This is a genomic window from Mesorhizobium delmotii, from assembly GCF_900149755.1.
In the GTDB taxonomy this organism is placed as follows: Bacteria; Pseudomonadota; Alphaproteobacteria; order Rhizobiales; family Rhizobiaceae; genus Mesorhizobium; species Mesorhizobium delmotii.
The window spans coordinates 138,646-155,034 of the sequence record NZ_FUIG01000024.1; the positions used below are offsets into that span (position 1 = coordinate 138,646).

At 63.0% G+C, this 16,389-nt stretch carries 18 protein-coding genes and 1 pseudogene; 13 read left to right on the forward strand and 6 right to left on the reverse strand.

Annotated features, from left to right (window positions below; translation table 11 throughout):
- The 3 genes from BQ8482_RS39255 to BQ8482_RS14575 all read right to left on the reverse strand — a co-directional run.
- Nucleotides 1–348: SDR family NAD(P)-dependent oxidoreductase (locus tag BQ8482_RS39255; protein WP_244602810.1), on the reverse strand; the 348-nt coding region annotated here is incomplete at its 3' end.
- Between the two features lie 68 nt (nt 349–416).
- On the reverse strand, nt 417–1,721 hold the full coding sequence (fabF, locus tag BQ8482_RS14570; protein WP_123148270.1) for a beta-ketoacyl-ACP synthase II: 1,305 nt from the start codon (nt 1,719–1,721) through the stop codon (nt 417–419).
- A gap of 47 nt (nt 1,722–1,768) precedes the next feature.
- On the reverse strand, nt 1,769–2,347 hold the full coding sequence (locus tag BQ8482_RS14575) for a TetR/AcrR family transcriptional regulator (RefSeq protein WP_123148271.1): 579 nt from the start codon (nt 2,345–2,347) through the stop codon (nt 1,769–1,771).
- Between the two features lie 124 nt (nt 2,348–2,471).
- Here BQ8482_RS14575 and BQ8482_RS14580 point away from each other — a divergent pair, with 124 nt between their 5' ends.
- Nucleotides 2,472–2,930, forward strand: a complete 459-nt coding sequence (locus BQ8482_RS14580) for a nuclear transport factor 2 family protein (protein WP_123148272.1) — start codon at nt 2,472–2,474, stop codon at nt 2,928–2,930.
- Nucleotides 2,931–3,057: 127 nt separating this feature from the next.
- Here BQ8482_RS14580 and BQ8482_RS39260 read toward each other — a convergent pair.
- Nucleotides 3,058–3,258, reverse strand: a pseudogene (locus BQ8482_RS39260) (TetR/AcrR family transcriptional regulator); the annotation flags it as partial.
- A 121-nt stretch (nt 3,259–3,379) separates the two neighbouring features.
- Here BQ8482_RS39260 and BQ8482_RS14590 point away from each other — a divergent pair.
- Nucleotides 3,380–3,799 carry a hypothetical protein gene (locus BQ8482_RS14590; protein ID WP_165848569.1) on the forward strand — a complete coding sequence of 140 codons (420 nt, stop codon included), beginning with the start codon at nt 3,380–3,382 and terminating at the stop codon, nt 3,797–3,799.
- A gap of 73 nt (nt 3,800–3,872) precedes the next feature.
- On the opposite strand, the gene BQ8482_RS14595 is transcribed toward BQ8482_RS14590, so the two are convergent.
- On the reverse strand, nt 3,873–4,832 hold the full coding sequence (locus BQ8482_RS14595; protein ID WP_123148273.1) for a LysR family transcriptional regulator: 960 nt from the start codon (nt 4,830–4,832) through the stop codon (nt 3,873–3,875).
- 119 nt (nt 4,833–4,951) lie between these two features.
- Between BQ8482_RS14595 and BQ8482_RS14600 the strand changes: the two genes are divergently transcribed.
- The 10 genes from BQ8482_RS14600 (at nt 4,952) to gph (ending at nt 14,930) form a co-directional block, all read left to right on the forward strand.
- A complete protein-coding gene (locus tag BQ8482_RS14600) occupies nt 4,952–5,998 on the forward strand; it encodes a class 1 fructose-bisphosphatase (RefSeq protein WP_123148520.1) in 1,047 nt (348 codons plus the stop codon).
- Nucleotides 5,999–6,003: 5 nt separating this feature from the next.
- On the forward strand, nt 6,004–6,876 hold the full coding sequence (locus BQ8482_RS14605; RefSeq protein WP_123148274.1) for a phosphoribulokinase: 873 nt from the start codon (nt 6,004–6,006) through the stop codon (nt 6,874–6,876).
- A 10-nt stretch (nt 6,877–6,886) separates the two neighbouring features.
- Nucleotides 6,887–8,893 carry a transketolase gene (gene tkt / locus BQ8482_RS14610; RefSeq protein WP_123148275.1) on the forward strand — a complete coding sequence of 669 codons (2,007 nt, stop codon included), beginning with the start codon at nt 6,887–6,889 and terminating at the stop codon, nt 8,891–8,893.
- A gap of 14 nt (nt 8,894–8,907) precedes the next feature.
- A complete protein-coding gene (gene fba, locus BQ8482_RS14615; protein ID WP_123148276.1) occupies nt 8,908–9,987 on the forward strand; it encodes a class II fructose-bisphosphate aldolase in 1,080 nt (359 codons plus the stop codon).
- A gap of 21 nt (nt 9,988–10,008) precedes the next feature.
- The gene (locus tag BQ8482_RS14620) at nt 10,009–11,502 is read left to right on the forward strand and encodes a ribulose-bisphosphate carboxylase large subunit (RefSeq protein WP_123148277.1); all 1,494 of its coding nucleotides are present in this window, start codon (nt 10,009–10,011) and stop codon (nt 11,500–11,502) included.
- An 18-nt stretch (nt 11,503–11,520) separates the two neighbouring features.
- Nucleotides 11,521–11,955 carry a ribulose bisphosphate carboxylase small subunit gene (locus tag BQ8482_RS14625; RefSeq protein WP_123148278.1) on the forward strand — a complete coding sequence of 145 codons (435 nt, stop codon included), beginning with the start codon at nt 11,521–11,523 and terminating at the stop codon, nt 11,953–11,955.
- 8 nt (nt 11,956–11,963) lie between these two features.
- On the forward strand, nt 11,964–12,902 hold the full coding sequence (gene cbbX / locus BQ8482_RS14630; RefSeq protein ID WP_123148279.1) for a CbbX protein: 939 nt from the start codon (nt 11,964–11,966) through the stop codon (nt 12,900–12,902).
- 62 nt (nt 12,903–12,964) lie between these two features.
- On the forward strand, nt 12,965–13,651 hold the full coding sequence (rpe, locus tag BQ8482_RS14635; RefSeq protein WP_123148280.1) for a ribulose-phosphate 3-epimerase: 687 nt from the start codon (nt 12,965–12,967) through the stop codon (nt 13,649–13,651).
- Nucleotides 13,652–13,674: 23 nt separating this feature from the next.
- A complete protein-coding gene (locus BQ8482_RS14640) occupies nt 13,675–14,232 on the forward strand; it encodes a thioredoxin family protein (protein WP_123148281.1) in 558 nt (185 codons plus the stop codon).
- Nucleotides 14,229–14,930, forward strand: a complete 702-nt coding sequence (gph, locus tag BQ8482_RS14645) for a phosphoglycolate phosphatase (RefSeq protein WP_123148521.1) — start codon at nt 14,229–14,231, stop codon at nt 14,928–14,930. The genes BQ8482_RS14640 and gph overlap by 4 nt, the downstream gene beginning before the upstream one ends.
- Nucleotides 14,931–15,062: 132 nt before the next feature.
- Here the strand turns inward: gph and BQ8482_RS14650 are convergent, their stop codons facing one another.
- Nucleotides 15,063–15,443: a c-type cytochrome gene (locus BQ8482_RS14650; protein ID WP_123148282.1), complete on the reverse strand. Its 381-nt coding sequence runs from the start codon at nt 15,441–15,443 to the stop codon at nt 15,063–15,065.
- 728 nt (nt 15,444–16,171) lie between these two features.
- On the opposite strand from BQ8482_RS14650, the gene BQ8482_RS14655 reads away from it, so the two are divergent.
- Complete coding sequence (locus BQ8482_RS14655) at nt 16,172–16,381, forward strand: hypothetical protein (RefSeq protein WP_123148283.1); 210 nt, start codon at nt 16,172–16,174, stop codon at nt 16,379–16,381.
- Nucleotides 16,382–16,389: the final 8 nt, after the last annotated feature.

Genomic DNA, 16,389 nt, shown 5'->3' on the forward strand with positions numbered 1-16,389 from the left:
CAGGACCGCGTTGGTCACGCGGAGCACGCCGAAGACGTTCACATCGAACAGTGCCTGAGCCTGGACCATTGAGGACTCTTCCGCGCCACCAAACAGACCCATGCCGGCATTGTTGACGAGCAGGTCGATGCGCCCGGTCTCGGCCAGCACGTCATCGACCAGTTTCGCCACGGACGCGTCATCGGTCACGTCACAGGCCAGCATGGTTAGGCCGTCGGAGTTTTTGGCTGCGCGACGGCTGGTGCCGAACACGCGGAAACCGGCGCTTTGCAACGCTATGGCCGTCGCGCGCCCGATGCCGGAGGATGCCCCTGTCACCAGGGCGACGCCAGGATTGGTCTTGTTCATGGAAATCATTTCTTTCTTTGGGTTGGGCTGATTTTGGCTTGGCATGGAAGAAGCACGAAAGGTCGGAGTCAGTTATGAGCGCCTCTGGCGTTCGCACCGGCCAACTCGTCCGTCCAGCGCTGGAATAGCGCGCTGGCGTTGACGCCGCCAAAGCCGAAGCCGTTTGATATCGCGTAGTCCATTGCCATCGGGCGGGCCTGGTTTGCGACGAAGTCAATGCCGTCGCCGGCTGGATCCGGCGCGCCCAGATTGAGCGTTGGCGGCGCCACCTGATCCCTGAGCGCCAAAATTGCGAAGATGGCTCCAAGCCCGCCGGCGGCTCCGAGCAGGTGTCCGGTCGCCGATTTCGTTGCGCTGACGGCGATGGTGGAATCTGCGCCGAAGAGTGTTTTGATCGCCGCGATTTCCCCGAGATCACCGATCGGCGTGGAGGTCGCGTGCGCATTGAGGTGGCGAACCTCACGCGGCGAAATGCCGGCTTGGGCAATTGCGATCTCCATGGCTCGGCGCGCCCCGTCGCCATCCTCGGGACCGGAGGTGACGTGATGCGCATCCGCCGTCGTGCCGTAGCCGACGAGTTCGGCGAGCGGTTTCGCGCCGCGCGCCAGCGCGTGGCTCAACGCCTCGATGACCAGCACGCCGGCTCCTTCGCCCATGACGAAGCCGTCCCGCGACACGTCGAAAGGCCGTGACGCTTGAGCCGGCGCCCAATTGAAGCCGGTTGAAAGAGAGCGTGCGGCAGCAAAACCACCGAGACTGACGATGTTCATGCAGGCTTCCGTTCCGCCGCACACGGCGATATCGGCTTCGTTGGCGCGGATGAGGCGAGCCGCATCGCCGATCGCCTGGATGCCGGCCGCGCACGCCGTCACCGGTGCGCCGAGCGGCCCCTTGAAGCCATGGCGGATCGAGATGTGGCCCGCTGCGAGGTTCACCAGGAAGGACGGCACCGTAAACGGCGACAGACGGCGGACGCCGCGCTCGTCGACCGTGCGCACCGCCTCGGTTATGGCGGGGAAACCGCCGATGCCGGACGCGATGATCGTGGCCGTGCGCAGGCGATCCGCTTCCGAGACGGGCGCCCATCCTGCTTGCGCGAGGGCCTCTTGTGCAGCGGCGAGCCCGAAGATGATGAACCGATCTACCTTGCGCTGGTCCTTCGCAGCCAGGACGGCATCCGGATCGAAACCAGCGTCCGGATCGTCTTCCAGCGAGGGAACCACCCCGCCGATCTTGGCCGGGAGGTCTCCCACCATATCGTCGGGAAGCCTGCGGATGCCCGAGCGACCGGCCAGGAGCCGCGACCACGACGCTTCGACATCGGCAGCAAGGGGCGTGACCGCTCCCATGCCTGTAACAACAATCCGTCGCATCTATTTTCCTATCGATTTGGCTGCGCCGCCGGCGCTGCGCATGCCGTTCAAGCGCCGGCTGCTTCGCGAACCTGTTCGGTCGCCGCGTCCAGGAAGGCCTGGGCGAGATCCGGATCGTTGACGACGCGCGATAGCGTCAGCGCACCGACCATCGTCGAGAGAATGGCCATGGCCTTTCTGTCGGGCTCCTCACCATTGGCGTCGGCAATGAAACGGCCGAGGATTTCGAGATGCTCCTTGATCCCGGCTTCGAACGACGCTTTCACCTCGCTGCCCTGTCTGGCGGCATCCGAACCGAGCGCGACAATCGGGCAGCCGTCCATCTTTTCTCCGCGATGGTCCATACTGAGGTAGAATGCGATCACCGCGCCAAGCGGATCCTCGGATTTTGCCGCAGTCGCGGCCGACCACCGCAGCGTGGCGCTCTCCATCGCCCGCCTCGACGCCTGCACCGCCAGATCGTCCTTGGAGGTGAACTGCTTGTAGAACGCGCCCTGGGTCAGCCCGGCAGCCTGCATCAGGTCCTTGAGGCCGATGCCGTCAAAGCCGCGCTCCCGAAAAAGCCGGCTTGCCACATTGATCACTGTTTCGCGGTTTTCCGCCGCCTGAATGCGACTCACACGCATGTCGACCTCCTTAATTAGCTTGTGTTCGACATCTATAGCAGGTATAGAGTACGAACGCAATCCAATTCGGCTGCGCACGGTGCACCTCGATCACGCCATCGAACAAATTTGGAGGAGAGGTCAAATGCTATACAGTTATTTCGTCGAGAAATCGATCCGGCAGAGCTTCGACCACGTCAACAACCATCGCTGGGATGAGGCGGTGAAAGCACTCGTGCCGCATGTCCATCACCGCGTTTCGGGCGCCCACGCGCTTGGTGGTGAGCGCCACGACAAGCAAGCCGTGCGCCGCTGGTTTGAGCGCCTCGGCCGCGTCCTGCCCAATCTCCATCTCACGGTGAACCACGTCTGGGTGAAGGGCTGGCCGTGGCATACCACCGTGTTTGCCCAGTGGGACGGCACCGCAACGCTGCTCAACGGCGACGCGTCCTACGTCAACAGTGGTCTCCACGTGTTCACCCTGCGATGGGGCAAGGTCTATGCGCTTGAGGAATTCTACGATTCACAAGCAGCGGCCCGCGGTCTTGCCGCCCAAGCGGCAACCGGCCTCGAAGAAGCTGTCGCCGAACCAATTGTGGGCTAGCAGAAGCGCAGTCAGCGGCCCGCAGCGTAACCGCGGGTACGCTAGCCCGAGGCCATGCCGGACATCGCCCGCAGACGACCCATCAGCGCGCTCTCGGCGGCCGCTTGCAGGAACCGCTTCGACAGCCGCTCGTCGTTGACGGTCCGCGAGACCACCGGCGGGCGGTGCTCTCCATCGCCCGCCTGGACGCCTGCGCCGCCAGGTTGTGCTTGGGATGCGAACTGCTTGTAAAACGTGCCCTGAGTGAGCTCGGGCAGCCTCCATCAAAATCCTTAAGGCCGATGCCGTCAAAGCCACGCTCCCGAAAGAGCCGGCCTGCCGCATTGATCGCCGTTTCGCGGTTTTCCGCGGCGCCTCACACGCATCATCAATTTTCATTTTTTAGATTGCATTCGTAATCTATCTCCTATATAGAGTTCGAACGCAATCTAAAAAGAAGGAGATACGAGATGATCCGCAGAACCCTGAGCGCCTCGGTTTTGGCCGCGCTGTTTCTTGCCGCCCCGGCGTTTGCCGAGGAAGCCACCATAGGACGCCCGATCGAAGGCGGCAGCCTGCACGAGGGACACCTCGACATGGTCGTCTATTACGTCTCGGCCGACGGCGACCGCCTGGAGGTCACCGCCACCTTCGCGCCGAAGATCGGCGGCGATCCGCAGCGCGTCGTCATGGGCCTCGCCGACGGCGACTCCGTGGCCTTTTCGATGCCGGGCCACCGCGGCCCGCTCTACGCGTTCTCGAGGTCCGGCGAGCAGGTGACGGTGTCGTCCGAGACCGACCTGCGCGCCGATGCCAATGCACTGACCCGCCTTGCAGACGGCAGCCTGCGTGCTGCTGGCCGTGGGCTCGCGTCCGTGGGGCCGATGTAAAGGTCAAACCTATTTCGACAGGCGACGGACGGCCGTCGTTTGCTCGAAGCGTTTTGCTCATCGGCCGCGCGGCCTAGCTCGCGCGACCTCCAATGTTCGGTCCTTCGTGCGGATAGAGCTTGCCGAACAGGGGCAGGTACATCGCGCCCTTGCGCATCAGGAAATCATGGAACGTCGCCATCGCCGGCGAGATCGCGTGATCGCTGCGCATCACCGAAAACCATTGTCGGCGGATCGGCATGCCGACGACGTCGAGGATGACCAGCCGGCCGGCTTCGGTTTCGGCGGCGATGGTGTGGGCAGAGATGAAGGCAATGCCGAGCCCGGCCATCACCGCCTGCTTGATCGTCTCGTTCGAGCCCATCTCGACGCCGAGATCGTCGATGCGGCCGGGCACGTCGCTCAGGAATATTTCCAGCGAGATGCGCGTGCCCGAGCCGGGCTCGCGGATGAGGAAATGCTCTTCGGCGATCCGCTCCTTGGATATCTCGCGCACTGAGGCCAGCGGGTGGTCGGGCGGCGCGATGATGACCAGCGGGTGATCGCCGAAGACCGAGGCACGCACCGGGACTTCCCTCGCCGGGCGTCCCATCAGCGCGATGTCGATGTCGTGGTTCTTCAGACTGTCGATCGTTTCGGCGCGGTTGCCGATGGCGAGCCGCATATCGATGTCGGGATGTTCTTTCATGAAGCCGGCCATGAGCCGCGGCGCGAAATATTTGGCGGTGGAAACGACGCCGAGCCTCAAGCTGCCGATACGCACGCCCTTGATCGCATCCATTTTGTCTTCGAGCAGGCGAAGCCGCTCCTCGATGGCTTGCGCCGTCTCGACGAAGGCCAGCCCTGCGGCAGTGGGACGCATGCCGTCCGACGTCCGGTCGAACAAGGCCAGCTGGAACTCCTCCTCGACCTGCCGCAACTGGATCGTCACCGCTGGAGGAGACAGGCCTAACACCTTGGCCGCACTGACAATTTTTCCATGGCTGCTGATGGCCTGAACGGTCTTGAATTGCTTGAGCGTGAGGTTTCTCATGCGCCATACTAAATTTTTTTTAGCGCGAAAGTAAAGTTATTGAATTTTACTTATCTCACGCCTTTTGTTCTCATTCCCCAATCCGGCCGGAGGAGTTGCGGCTGGAGCGGGAGGTTACGATGCCAGCGGCAACGCTCGACGCTTTTCTGAATTCCTATCTCGGCCCGCCGGACGAACTGCGCTCTGCGGTCGTAGCGACTGTCCGTCAGCTGACGCAGGCCGCCACCAAGATCCGCAACACCATCAATCAGGGGGTGCTCGGCACCGCCTTTGCCGGGACCCGCGGCGCCAATGCCGACGGCGACATCCAGAAGGATCTCGACATCTTCGCCGACGACATCTTCCTCGACGCCATGCGCCACGCTCCGGTCGCGCTCTACGCCTCCGAGGAACTGGAGCAGCCGGTCCTGCTCGACAGGCAGGCGCCTCTCGCCATCGCCATCGACCCGCTCGACGGCTCTTCCAACATCGACACCAACGTGTCGATCGGAACGATTTTCTCGCTCCTCCCTGCAACTGGCGCGCCGGGCGAAAATCCGGCCGCCTCTTTTTTGCAGCCGGGCGTGAACCAGCTGGGCGCCGGTTTCTTCATCTATGGGCCGCAGCTGGCGCTGGTTCTGTCGCTCGGCAGCGGCACGCATGTCTTCGTTCTCTCGACCAGGCTCGGCACCTTCGTCCAGGCCTATGAAAGCCGGATCATCCCGCAGCGTACCCAGGAGTTCGCCATCAACGCCGCCAATTACCGGCATTGGGACGAGGCGGTGCGGCTCTACATCGACGACTGCCTCGAAGGCACCGAAGGCCCACGCGGAAAGGACTTCAACATGCGCTGGATCGCCTCTCTGGTCGCCGACTGCTATCGTATACTGATGCGCGGCGGTGTATTCCTGTATCCAGGCGACAAGCGCAAGGGTTACCGCCAGGGTCGGCTGCGCCTCGTCTATGAGGCCAACCCGATCGCCTTTCTCATCGAACAAGCCGCCGGCGCCGCTACCGACACGATCACCCGCATCCTCGAAATCGAACCCGAGAGCCTGCACCAGCGCGTGCCCATGGTGTTCGGATCGGCGCGGGAAGTCGCGCGCATCACCCGCTACCACATCGAGCCCAGCGCCATCGGCGAGCGTGCGCCGCTGTTCAGCCGCCGCGGCCTGTTCAGGGCCTGAACATCATGTCGGCAAAGCACCCCATCATCACCATCACCGGGTCGTCAGGCGCCGGCACCACCTCGGTCAAGCGCATCTTCGAGCTGATCTTCCGGCGCGAGAACATCGACGCCGCCTTCATCGAGGGCGATGCCTTTCACCGCTACGACCGCGCCACGATGAAGGCCAAGGTGGCCGAGCAGGAGAAGGCCGGCAATCCGAACTTCACCCACTTCCATGCCGAGGCCAACGAACTCGCAATCCTCGAAGAGGTTTTTGAGGAATATGGCCGCCGCGGAACCGGGAAGACCCGCACCTACATCCATGACGAGGACGAGGAGAAGCAGTACGGCACGCCGCCGGGACAATTTACCGAATGGCGCGAATTCCCGCCGAGCGACCTGCTGTTCTACGAGGGCCTGCATGGCTGCGTCGTCACCGACAAGATAGACCTGGCCCGGCACGCTGACCTCAGGATCGGCGTGGTGCCGGTCATAAATCTCGAATGGATCCAGAAGATCCATCGCGACCGCGCAACCCGCGGCTATTCCACCGAGGCGGTGATGGACGTCATCCTGCGCCGCATGCCGGACTATGTCCGCTACATCGTCCCGCAATTCTCGCAGACCGCCATCAACTTCCAGCGCGTGCCGATCGTCGACACGTCCAACCCGTTCATCGCGCGCTGGATTCCGACGCCCGACGAATCGATGCTGGTCATCCGCTTCGCCAATCCCCGCGGCATCGATTTCCCCTATCTGCTTTCGATGATCCACGACTCGTTCATGTCGCGGCCGAATTCCATAGTGGTTCCAGGCAACAAGCTCGATCTTGCCATGCAGCTGATCCTGACGCCGCTCATCCTGCAATTGATCGAACGCAAGAACCGTGTGTCGTGAGGAGGACGCCATGAACAGCCAAGCAGCAGCCCTGAAGCCCGTCGCCGCCGTCTCGGAACGCGACATGGCGAACGCCATTCGCGCATTGGCGATGGACAGCGTCCAAAAGGCCAATTCCGGTCATCCGGGCATGCCGATGGGCATGGCCGACGTCGCGACGGTGCTGTTCAGCCGCTTCATCAATATCGATCCGTCGGCGCCCAACTGGCCCGATCGCGACCGCTTCGTTCTTTCGGCCGGGCACGGCTCGATGCTGCAATATGCGCTGCATTACCTGCTTGGCTTTGAAGACATGCCGATCGAGGAATTGCAGCGGTTTCGCCAGCTGGGCAGCCGCACTGCCGGACATCCCGAATATGGCCATGCGCTTGGCATCGAGACGACGACCGGTCCGCTTGGACAAGGCATTTCGAACGCCGTCGGCATGGCGCTGGCGGAGCGCATGCTTGCCGTCCGCCACGGCGCCGATCTCGTCGACCATTTCACCTACGTGATCGCCGGCGACGGCTGCCTGCAGGAAGGCATCAGCCACGAGGCGATCGACCTTGCTGGCCATCTGAATCTGTCCCGGCTGATCGTCTTCTGGGACGACAATGCGATCTCGATCGACGGACCGACTTCGCTGTCGACATCGATGGACCAGCCGGCACGGTTCAAAGCCGCCGGATGGCATGTCCAATCGGTGGACGGCCACGACACGGAAGCCGTTGCAGCGGCAATCGAAGCGGCGCAGCAGTCTGACCGGCCGTCGCTGATTGCCTGCCGCACGGTGATCGGCAAGGGCGCGCCCAATCTGGGCGGTTCGGAAAAGACGCATGGCGCGCCGTTGGGCGACGCGGAGATCGCCGCGACGCGCGAAAACATCGGCTGGGCCTACGCGCCGTTCGAGGTGCCGGACGACATCCTGTTCGCCTGGCGCGAAATTGCCGAGCGCGGGCAAGCGGCACGGCACGCCTGGGAGCAGCGGCTTGCCGCCTCGCCGCAGCGCGACGCCTTCGAGAGCGCGGTCGCCGGCACCCTGCCCGACGCGGTCTTCGAAGCGCTCGGCGCTTTCCGCAAGGAGCATGTCGAGAAGGCGACCAAGGTTGCAACGCGAAAAGCCTCCGAAATGGCGCTCGCTGCGATCAACGCCGCAACCGACTTGACCGTCGGCGGCTCCGCCGATCTGACGCACTCGAACCTGACGATCACCAAGGGCATGGATCGCATAGCGCCGGATGACTATGCCGGCCGTTACATCCACTACGGCATCCGTGAACACGGCATGGCCGCGGCCATGAACGGCATCGCACTGCATGGCGGCTTCGTGCCTTATGGCGGCACGTTCCTGTGTTTCGCCGACTATGCGCGCGGCGCGATGCGGCTCTCGGCGCTCATGGGCCAGCGCGTCATCTATGTTATGACCCATGATTCCATCGGTCTCGGCGAGGACGGCCCGACCCACCAGCCGATCGAGCACCTGGCGATGCTGCGGGCGACGCCGAACCTCAACGTCTTCCGTCCGGCCGACATCATCGAAACGGCGGAGTGCTGGGAATTGGCGCTGAAGAGCAAGACCCGGCCGAGCGTGCTGGTGCTCTCGCGTCAGAACCTGCCGATGCTGCGCCAAGCACACAGCGACGAGAACCGGTCGAGCCAGGGCGCCTACGTCCTGCGCGAGCCAGCCGGGCACCGCGCCGTGACGCTGATCGCCACCGGCTCCGAGGTCGAGATCGCCGTTGCCGCCGCTGAACGGCTGGAGACCGAGCACGGCATCGCCGCCGCCGTCGTCTCGATGCCGTGCTGGGAGCTGTTCGAGGAACAGGATGCCGGCACCCGCAAGGCGGTCCTCGGTTCGGCGCCGCGCATCGCCGTCGAAGCCGCAGCACGGCTCGGCTGGGACCGCTGGATCGGCGATACCGGCGTGTTCGTCGGCATGGCCGGTTTCGGCGCCAGCGCCCCTGCCCCGGATCTCTACCGGCATTTCGACATCACGCCCGAAGCCGTCGCCGCAGCGGCGCTGAAGCTCATCATTTAGGAAGGACCCCAAAAATGGCCCGCATCACCCTTCGCCAGCTTCTCGACCATGCCGCCGAGCATGGCTACGGCGTTCCGGCATTCAACATCAACAACATGGAACAGGGCCTTGCCATCATGGAGGCGGCCAGGGCCTGTGACGCGCCGGTCATCATCCAGGCCTCGCGCGGCGCCCGCTCCTATGCCAACGACATCATGCTGGCCAAGATGATGGAGGCGTTGACCGAAATGCATCCGGCCATTCCGCTCTGCATCCATCAGGACCACGGCAACAACGAAGCCACCTGCCTATCGGCGATCCGCCACGGCTTCACCTCGGTGATGATGGACGGCTCGTTGCTGGCGGACGCCAGGACGCCGGCGAGCTACGACTACAACGTCGCCATCACCGAACGTGTCGCACGCATGGCGCATTGGGTCGGCGCTTCGGTCGAAGGCGAGCTCGGCGTGCTCGGCTCGCTGGAAACCGGCCAGGGCGAGGCCGAGGACGGGCATGGCGCCGAAGGTATACTTTCCCACGACCAGCTTTTGACCGATCCCGATCAGGCGGTCGACTTCGTCACCGCCACCCAGGTCGACGCCCTGGCGATCGCCTGCGGCACATCGCACGGCGCCTACAAATTCAGCCGCAAGCCCGACGGCGGCATCCTCGCCATGCAGGTGATCGAGGCGATTCACGAAAAGCTGCCCAACACGCATCTGGTCATGCATGGCTCTTCCTCGGTGCCGCAGGAACTGCAGGACGTCATCAACCGATATGGCGGCGAGATGCCCCAGACCTTTGGCGTTCCGGTTGAGGAGATCGAGCGCGGCATCCGCTACGGCGTGCGCAAGGTCAACATCGACACCGATTGCCGCATGGCCATGGCCGGGCAGTTCCGCCGCGTCGCGACGGAGGATCCGCGCGAATTCGATCCGCGCAAATTCCTGAAACCCGCCATGGACGCCCTGCGCGATCTTTGCCGCGATCGCTTTGAACGCTTCGGCACGGCGGGCAACGCCTCGAAGATCAGGGTCATCGCCATGGACGAGATGGCGAAACGTTACGCCGCGGGAAAACTCGACCCGCAAATCGCAACCGCGAAAGCCGCCTGAGCGGCAAACAGGAGACCTGTCATGAACAAGATCGACATGCCGTCAGCAGGCACGCTCAAGGAAGGCAAGGAACGCTACAAGTCGGGCGTCATCCCCTACAAGAAGATGGGCTACTGGGAGCCGGACTACCGGCCCAAGGAGACCGACCTGATCGCCATGTTTCGGATCACGCCGCAGCCCGGCGTCGACCACGAGGAGGCGGCCGCCGCCATCGCCGGTGAATCCTCTACAGCGACATGGACCGTGGTGTGGACCGACAGACTGACCGCCTGCGAGCTCTACCGCGCCAAGGCGTTCAAATCCGAGCCGGTGCCGAACACAGGTCCCGGCACCAAGACCGAGCAGCAGTACTTCGCCTACATCGCCTACGACCTCGACCTGTTCGAGCCCGGCTCAATCGCCAACCTGACTGCATCGATCATCGGCAACGTGTTTGGCTTCAAGGCAGTCAAGGCCTTGCGGCTCGAGGACATGCGCATCCCGGTGGCTTACCTCAAAACCTTCCAGGGCCCGGCGACCGGCGTCGTGGTGGAGCGCGAGCGGCTCGACAAGTTCGGCCGGCCGCTGCTCGGCGCGACGACGAAGCCGAAGCTTGGCCTGTCAGGCCGCAACTACGGCCGCGTCGTCTACGAGGCGCTGAAGGGTGGCCTCGACTTCGTCAAGGACGACGAGAACATCAACTCGCAGCCATTCATGCACTGGCGCGACCGGTTCCTCTACTGCATGGAGGCTGTGAACAAGGCGTCGGCCGCTACCGGCGAAGTCAAGGGCCATTATCTCAACGTCACCGCCGGCACGATGGAGGAGATGTACGAGCGCGCCGAATTCGCAAAACAGCTTGGCTCCTGCATCGTCATGATCGACCTCGTCATTGGCTACACGGCGATCCAGTCGATGGCCAAGTGGGCACGCCGCAACGACATGATCCTGCACCTGCACCGCGCCGGCAACTCGACCTATTCGCGCCAGAAGAACCACGGCATGAATTTTCGCGTCATCTGCAAATGGATGCGGATGGCCGGCGTCGATCACATCCATGCCGGCACGGTGGTCGGCAAGCTGGAAGGCGACCCGCTGATGATTAAGGGTTTTTATGACACGCTGCGCGAGGAGCGCACGCCGCAGAACCTCGAAACCGGGCTGTTCTTCGATCAGGACTGGGCCTCGCTCAACAAGGTGATGCCCGTCGCCTCGGGCGGCATCCATGCCGGCCAGATGCACCAGCTGATCCATTATCTCGGCGAGGACGTCGTCCTGCAGTTCGGCGGCGGCACGATCGGCCATCCGGATGGCATCCAGGCCGGCGCGACGGCCAATCGTGTCGCGTTGGAGGCGATGATCCTCGCCCGCAACGAGGGCCGCGACTATCTGCGCGAAGGGACCAAAATCCTCGAACAGGCGGCCAGATGGTGCACGCCGCTGAAGGCGGCCCTGGAGACCTGGAAGGACGTCACCTTCAACTACGAATCGACCGACACGGCCGACTTCGTGCCAACAGCAACGCCCAGCTTCTAGACGAAAGGAACCGTCGCCATGATGACCAATCCGGGAAACAAGGTCACGCAGGGACAGTTTTCGTTCCTGCCCGACCTGACCGATGAGCAGATTTCGGCGCAGATCAAATACGCGCTGAAAAACCACTGGGCGGTCAGCGTCGAGTACACGGACGATCCGCATCCGCGAAACACCTATTGGGAAATGTACGGCAACCCGATGTTCGACCTGAAGGACCCGGCGGGCATCCTGCTTGAAATCAATAGCTGCCGGAAAGCCATGCCCAACATGTATGTCCGGGTCACCGCCTTCGATTCGACCAAGGGCTGGGAAGCGCCGCGCATGTCGTTCATGGTCAACCGGCCGCCCAACGAACCCGGGTTCCGGCTGCTGCGCCAGGAGCGCGACGGCCGCAGCCAGGGCTATTCGATCGTGCCTTATGCGACCGACAGACCCGAAGGCGAGCGGAGCTAGCCGAAACCATGCTGGACGCGATAGCAAAGGGCACTGCCGCGCAGGACGAATCGGTTGATCTGCAGGCCGAGTTCGAGGCGTCCAACATCGACGAGGTGATGGGCAAGCTCGACCGCGAACTCGTTGGCCTGAAGCCCATCAAGACCCGCATCCGCGAGATCGCGGCGCTGCTCCTGGTCGACCGGCTTCGCCGCAAGTTCGGCCTGACCTCGGGCGCGCCGACGCTGCACATGAACTTTACGGGAAATCCCGGCACCGGAAAGACCACCGTGGCGCTGAGGATGGCCGAAATCCTGCATCGTCTCGGCTATGTTCGCGAAGGCCACATGGTCGCGGTGACGCGAGACGATCTCGTCGGCCAGTATGTCGGCCACACCGCGCCCAAAACCCGCGAAGTGATCAAGCGCGCCATGGGCGGGGTGCTTTTCATCGACGAGGCCTACTATCTCTACAAGCCCGAGAACGAACGCGACTACGGCCAGGAATCGATCGAAATCCTGCTGCAATGCATGGAAAACAACCGTGACGATCTGGTTGTGATTCTTGCCGGCTATAAGAACAAGATGGACCGCTTCTTCGACAGTAATCCCGGCATGCGCTCGCGCATCGCCCACCACCTCGATTTTCCCGACTACGGCGTCTGCGAACTCAAATCGATCGCCGAGATCATGCTGGCGGAACAGAATTATCGTCTCAGCGAGGCGGCGGCCAAGGCGCTCGAAGAGTATCTCCCGATCCGCATGCGGCTGCCGCATTTCTCCAACGCCCGCTCAGTCCGCAATGGGCTCGACCGGGCGCGGCTTCGCCAGGCCAACCGGCTTTTCGCGTCGCGCGACCGGGTGTTGACGAAAACCGACCTTATCACCATTGAGGAATCCGATATTCGCGGCAGCCGCGTGTTCGCGGAAGGTAAGCTCGAAGGCGAACCGGAGACGAAGGCGCGCTGACAAGATCACGCCGGTTGGTGTGCAGCGACCGGAAACGGAAGACAGAACGGGAGCCGACGACCATGGGTACTAAGACAATCATTGCGCCCTCGGTGCTTTCTGCGGACTTCTCGCGGCTCGGCGACGAGGTCGAAACGGTCGTCCGGGCGGGCGCCGACTGGATCCATCTCGACGTGATGGACGGCCATTTCGTGCCCAACATCACCTTCGGTCCGCCGGTGATCAAGGCGATCCGTGATCGAACGGACAAGATCTTCGACTGCCACCTGATGATCGCGCCGGCCGACGCCTATCTCGCCGCCTTCGCCGATGCCGGCTGCGACATCATCACGGTGCATGCCGAGGCCGGGCCGCATCTCGACCGTTCGCTGCAGGCGATCAGGAATCTTGGCAGGAAGGCCGGCGTGTCGCTGAACCCGTCGACGCCGGAAAGCGTCATCGAATATGTGCTCGACCGGCTCGATCTGGTGCTTCTGATGACCGTCAATCCGGGTTTCGGTGGCCAGGCGTTCATTCCGGCTGTGGTCGACAAGGTCAGGCGGGTCAAGGCACTGATCGGCAGCCGCCCGATCGACATCGAGATCGACGGCGGCGTCACGCCCGAGACCGCTCCGCTGGTCACCGCAGCCGGCGCCAATGTGCTGGTCGCCGGCTCGGCCATTTTTAAGGGCGGCACCGAGGTGGCCTATCGCGCCAATATCGGCGCCATCAGGCAGGCGGCCGACGGGGCGATCCGGAAAGCCGCGTAAAACCATTTCATCGGAGGAAACCCTTGGCGGCAATCCCACCTGTCTGCGATTTCGGCTGGCAAGCCATCGATGCCGTTTTGCCCGGCGTCGACGGCAAATCGCATTCGATCTTCAGCCACGCCGGCCCGAACGGGCTGGTCGTCGCCTTCATCTGCAACCATTGCCCTTATGTGAAGGCGGCGATTTCCCGCATCGTCCGCGATGCCAACGACCTCAAGCCCGAAGGCATCGGCTTTGTCGCGATCAATTCCAACGATGCCGACGCCTATCCGGATGATTCCTTCGACAACATGAAGCTCTTCGCCAGGACGAACGGCTTCACTTTCCCCTACCTCCACGACGAGCGCCAGACGGTGGCACGTGCCTATGGAGCCGTTTGCACTCCGGATTTCTTCGGGCTCAACAGCGACTTGACGCTGCAATATCGCGGCCGGCTGGACGCGGCGCGACGCGACGCCGGACCGCCCGGACTGAGACGCGACCTGTTCGAGGCTATGAAGCAAATTGCCCGGACCGGCGACGGACCGCTGGACCAGATCGCTTCGATCGGCTGCTCGATCAAATGGAAGGACGCCGCATGAACGTCGGCATGAGTAGGCCGTTTCGATCGTCGAAAGCGATCCTGTTCGATCTCGACGGCACGCTGGTCGATTCGGCGCCTGATATAACGGCCGCCGTCAACGAGTTGCTGGCCAGCCGCGATCTGCCGCCGCTGCGCCCGGTACAGGTTAAGGCGTTGATCGGCGGCGGCGTCAGGAAACTGGTCGAGCGAGCCTTCGCCGCTTCCGGTACGCCGCTCCTCGGCAGCGCGCTTGACGAGGCCAACCGCGCCATGACGCCGATCTACCGCAGACATCTGACCGGCCTGACGACGCTGATGCCTGGCGTCAGGGAGGTTCTCACCCACTTCCACTTGAGCGGGTTAGCCATGGGCGTGGTGACCAACAAGCCGCAGTTGGCGGCTCGCGAAATCCTGCTGCATTTTGGGCTGACGGAACATCTCGGCGCGATCGTCGGCGGAGACGCGGTGACATGCCTGAAACCGGCGCCCGACGCTCTGCTGCTGGCGCTCGACCAGCTTCAGGTCGAGCCTCGCGACACGCTGATGGTCGGAGACAGCAGCGCCGACGTGGCCGCCGCCCGCGCCGCCGGCATGCCCGTCATTCTGCTGCGCGGCGGCTACAGCCAAATTGCCGTTGAAGAGCTCGGCGCCGACCTCGTTTGCGATGGCTTGCTCGACCTGCCTTCCGCGATGCGGAGGCTGCAAGACGCCGCTTGACCGGCGCCAACCACCAAGGCGCGCGCCGGCCGAACGCAGTTTCGAACGGCCGGCGAAGTCGGGTTACTTCCTGCGGAAGAACCGGGCTACTTCCTGCGGAAGAACCGGGCTACTTCCTGCGGAAGAACCGGGTTATTTGGAGAATTGCTTCAGATAGGCGATGACGTTGGCGAGATCCTCGTCCTTCTTGAGACCGGGAAACGCCATCTTCGTGCCTTTGATCATGGCCTTGGGATCGCGAAGATAGGTCGTCAGCGTGGCTTCGTCCCATTTGACGCCGGATGCACCCGCCTCGGTCATGGGTTTAGAATATTTGAACCCCGGATGCGTGCCCGCCGTCCGGCCGATAACGCCGCTCAATGACGGACCGATCTTGTTCTTGTCCTCGTCGACGACGTGGCAGGCCTTGCATTTGGCGAAGACCTTCTCACCCGCGGCGGCATCCTGTGCCTGAGATTGGTTTGTGATGAACGTCGCAACGGACACGACGGCGAAAAATGCGATTGCACGCATGGCATTTCCTCATTGATCGTCAAGGTGCCCTGGACGATTTGCGCACGCCGTTGTTTTGATCATCGGCATGCGTCGTTTTATGGCAGAGCGAAAGCTTCTCCCCAATGGAGTTGCGGCGCCTGCATCCTGGAAGCTACCCGGCAGATGAGCGATGTCAACCGCTACCCGAATTCAAGGCAATCGCTTCAGACCAATTGCCGCTCGTGGCGCAGTCGGCGAAGCTGCCGATCTCCCCCCTTGCGGGGGAGATGCCCGGCAGGGCAGAGGGGGTGCTGTCCCGCTGGTCTGTCAGCCAATTACAGCCACGCCGTCAGGCTGGGAATGGTTTAATCGAGAGTTAGCGATCCTTCCCACCCCCTCTGTCCTGCCGGACATCTCCCCCGCAAGGGGCGGAGATTGGATGCCGCTTCGGCTTTCGCCAACCACCAACGCTGGAAGACTGGGCAAGGGGCAGTGCAACCCGAAGCGATTGCCCTGGTTTCGAGCTCGCGATTCGTTGCTTTGTGACGGCATTTGTGCTCGCCGCCGAGGCGGGTTTTTTGTTTCAGGTTCCGGCGCCCCCTATCCATTCGCCTTTGTTGACGGCCATCGGGCGAACGCGTAGCCTCAAACCATTCCGGTTTTCCATGGGCACCTCGGGAGTCCGGCAGTTGGCGATTTTGTCCAGGCTCGCAGATCGGGCCGGATCTCGCCGAAGCGGGCGTCTTCAAGCACGCAAGAGGTGCTGAATGGATATGGTCGACCTCATATTGACGGTTTGCCTGATTGCCAATCCGAGCAATTGCCGAGACGAACATCTCTATTTCGAGAGCCGCGGCTCTCTGGTCCAATGTATGATGCTGGCGCCCAGCGAAATCGCGAAATGGTCGCAGCAACACCCGACCCTCACGGTCAAGCGCTGGAAATGCGCTTTCCCGAACGAGGACCGTGCGATCTGATCGGCGCC

Bases quoted from the DNA above. Each gene is read 5' to 3' on its own strand.
- BQ8482_RS14600 (WP_123148520.1), top strand. From the start codon at position 4,952: ATGCCAGCGGCAACGCTCGACGCTTTTCTGAATTCCTATCTCGGCCCG.
- BQ8482_RS14625 (WP_123148278.1), top strand. From the start codon at position 11,521: ATGATGACCAATCCGGGAAACAAGGTCACGCAGGGACAGTTTTCGTTC.
- BQ8482_RS14605 (WP_123148274.1), top strand. From the start codon at position 6,004: ATGTCGGCAAAGCACCCCATCATCACCATCACCGGGTCGTCAGGCGCC.
- BQ8482_RS14590 (WP_165848569.1), top strand. From the start codon at position 3,380: ATGATCCGCAGAACCCTGAGCGCCTCGGTTTTGGCCGCGCTGTTTCTT.
- BQ8482_RS14655 (WP_123148283.1), top strand. From the start codon at position 16,172: ATGGATATGGTCGACCTCATATTGACGGTTTGCCTGATTGCCAATCCG.
- tkt (WP_123148275.1), top strand. From the start codon at position 6,887: ATGAACAGCCAAGCAGCAGCCCTGAAGCCCGTCGCCGCCGTCTCGGAA.
- BQ8482_RS14650 (WP_123148282.1), bottom strand. From the start codon at position 15,443: ATGCGTGCAATCGCATTTTTCGCCGTCGTGTCCGTTGCGACGTTCATC.
- gph (WP_123148521.1), top strand. From the start codon at position 14,229: ATGAACGTCGGCATGAGTAGGCCGTTTCGATCGTCGAAAGCGATCCTG.
- fba (WP_123148276.1), top strand. From the start codon at position 8,908: ATGGCCCGCATCACCCTTCGCCAGCTTCTCGACCATGCCGCCGAGCAT.
- BQ8482_RS14575 (WP_123148271.1), bottom strand. From the start codon at position 2,347: ATGCGTGTGAGTCGCATTCAGGCGGCGGAAAACCGCGAAACAGTGATC.
- BQ8482_RS14595 (WP_123148273.1), bottom strand. From the start codon at position 4,832: ATGAGAAACCTCACGCTCAAGCAATTCAAGACCGTTCAGGCCATCAGC.
- cbbX (WP_123148279.1), top strand. From the start codon at position 11,964: ATGCTGGACGCGATAGCAAAGGGCACTGCCGCGCAGGACGAATCGGTT.
- BQ8482_RS14620 (WP_123148277.1), top strand. From the start codon at position 10,009: ATGAACAAGATCGACATGCCGTCAGCAGGCACGCTCAAGGAAGGCAAG.
- BQ8482_RS14580 (WP_123148272.1), top strand. From the start codon at position 2,472: ATGCTATACAGTTATTTCGTCGAGAAATCGATCCGGCAGAGCTTCGAC.
- rpe (WP_123148280.1), top strand. From the start codon at position 12,965: ATGGGTACTAAGACAATCATTGCGCCCTCGGTGCTTTCTGCGGACTTC.
- fabF (WP_123148270.1), bottom strand. From the start codon at position 1,721: ATGCGACGGATTGTTGTTACAGGCATGGGAGCGGTCACGCCCCTTGCT.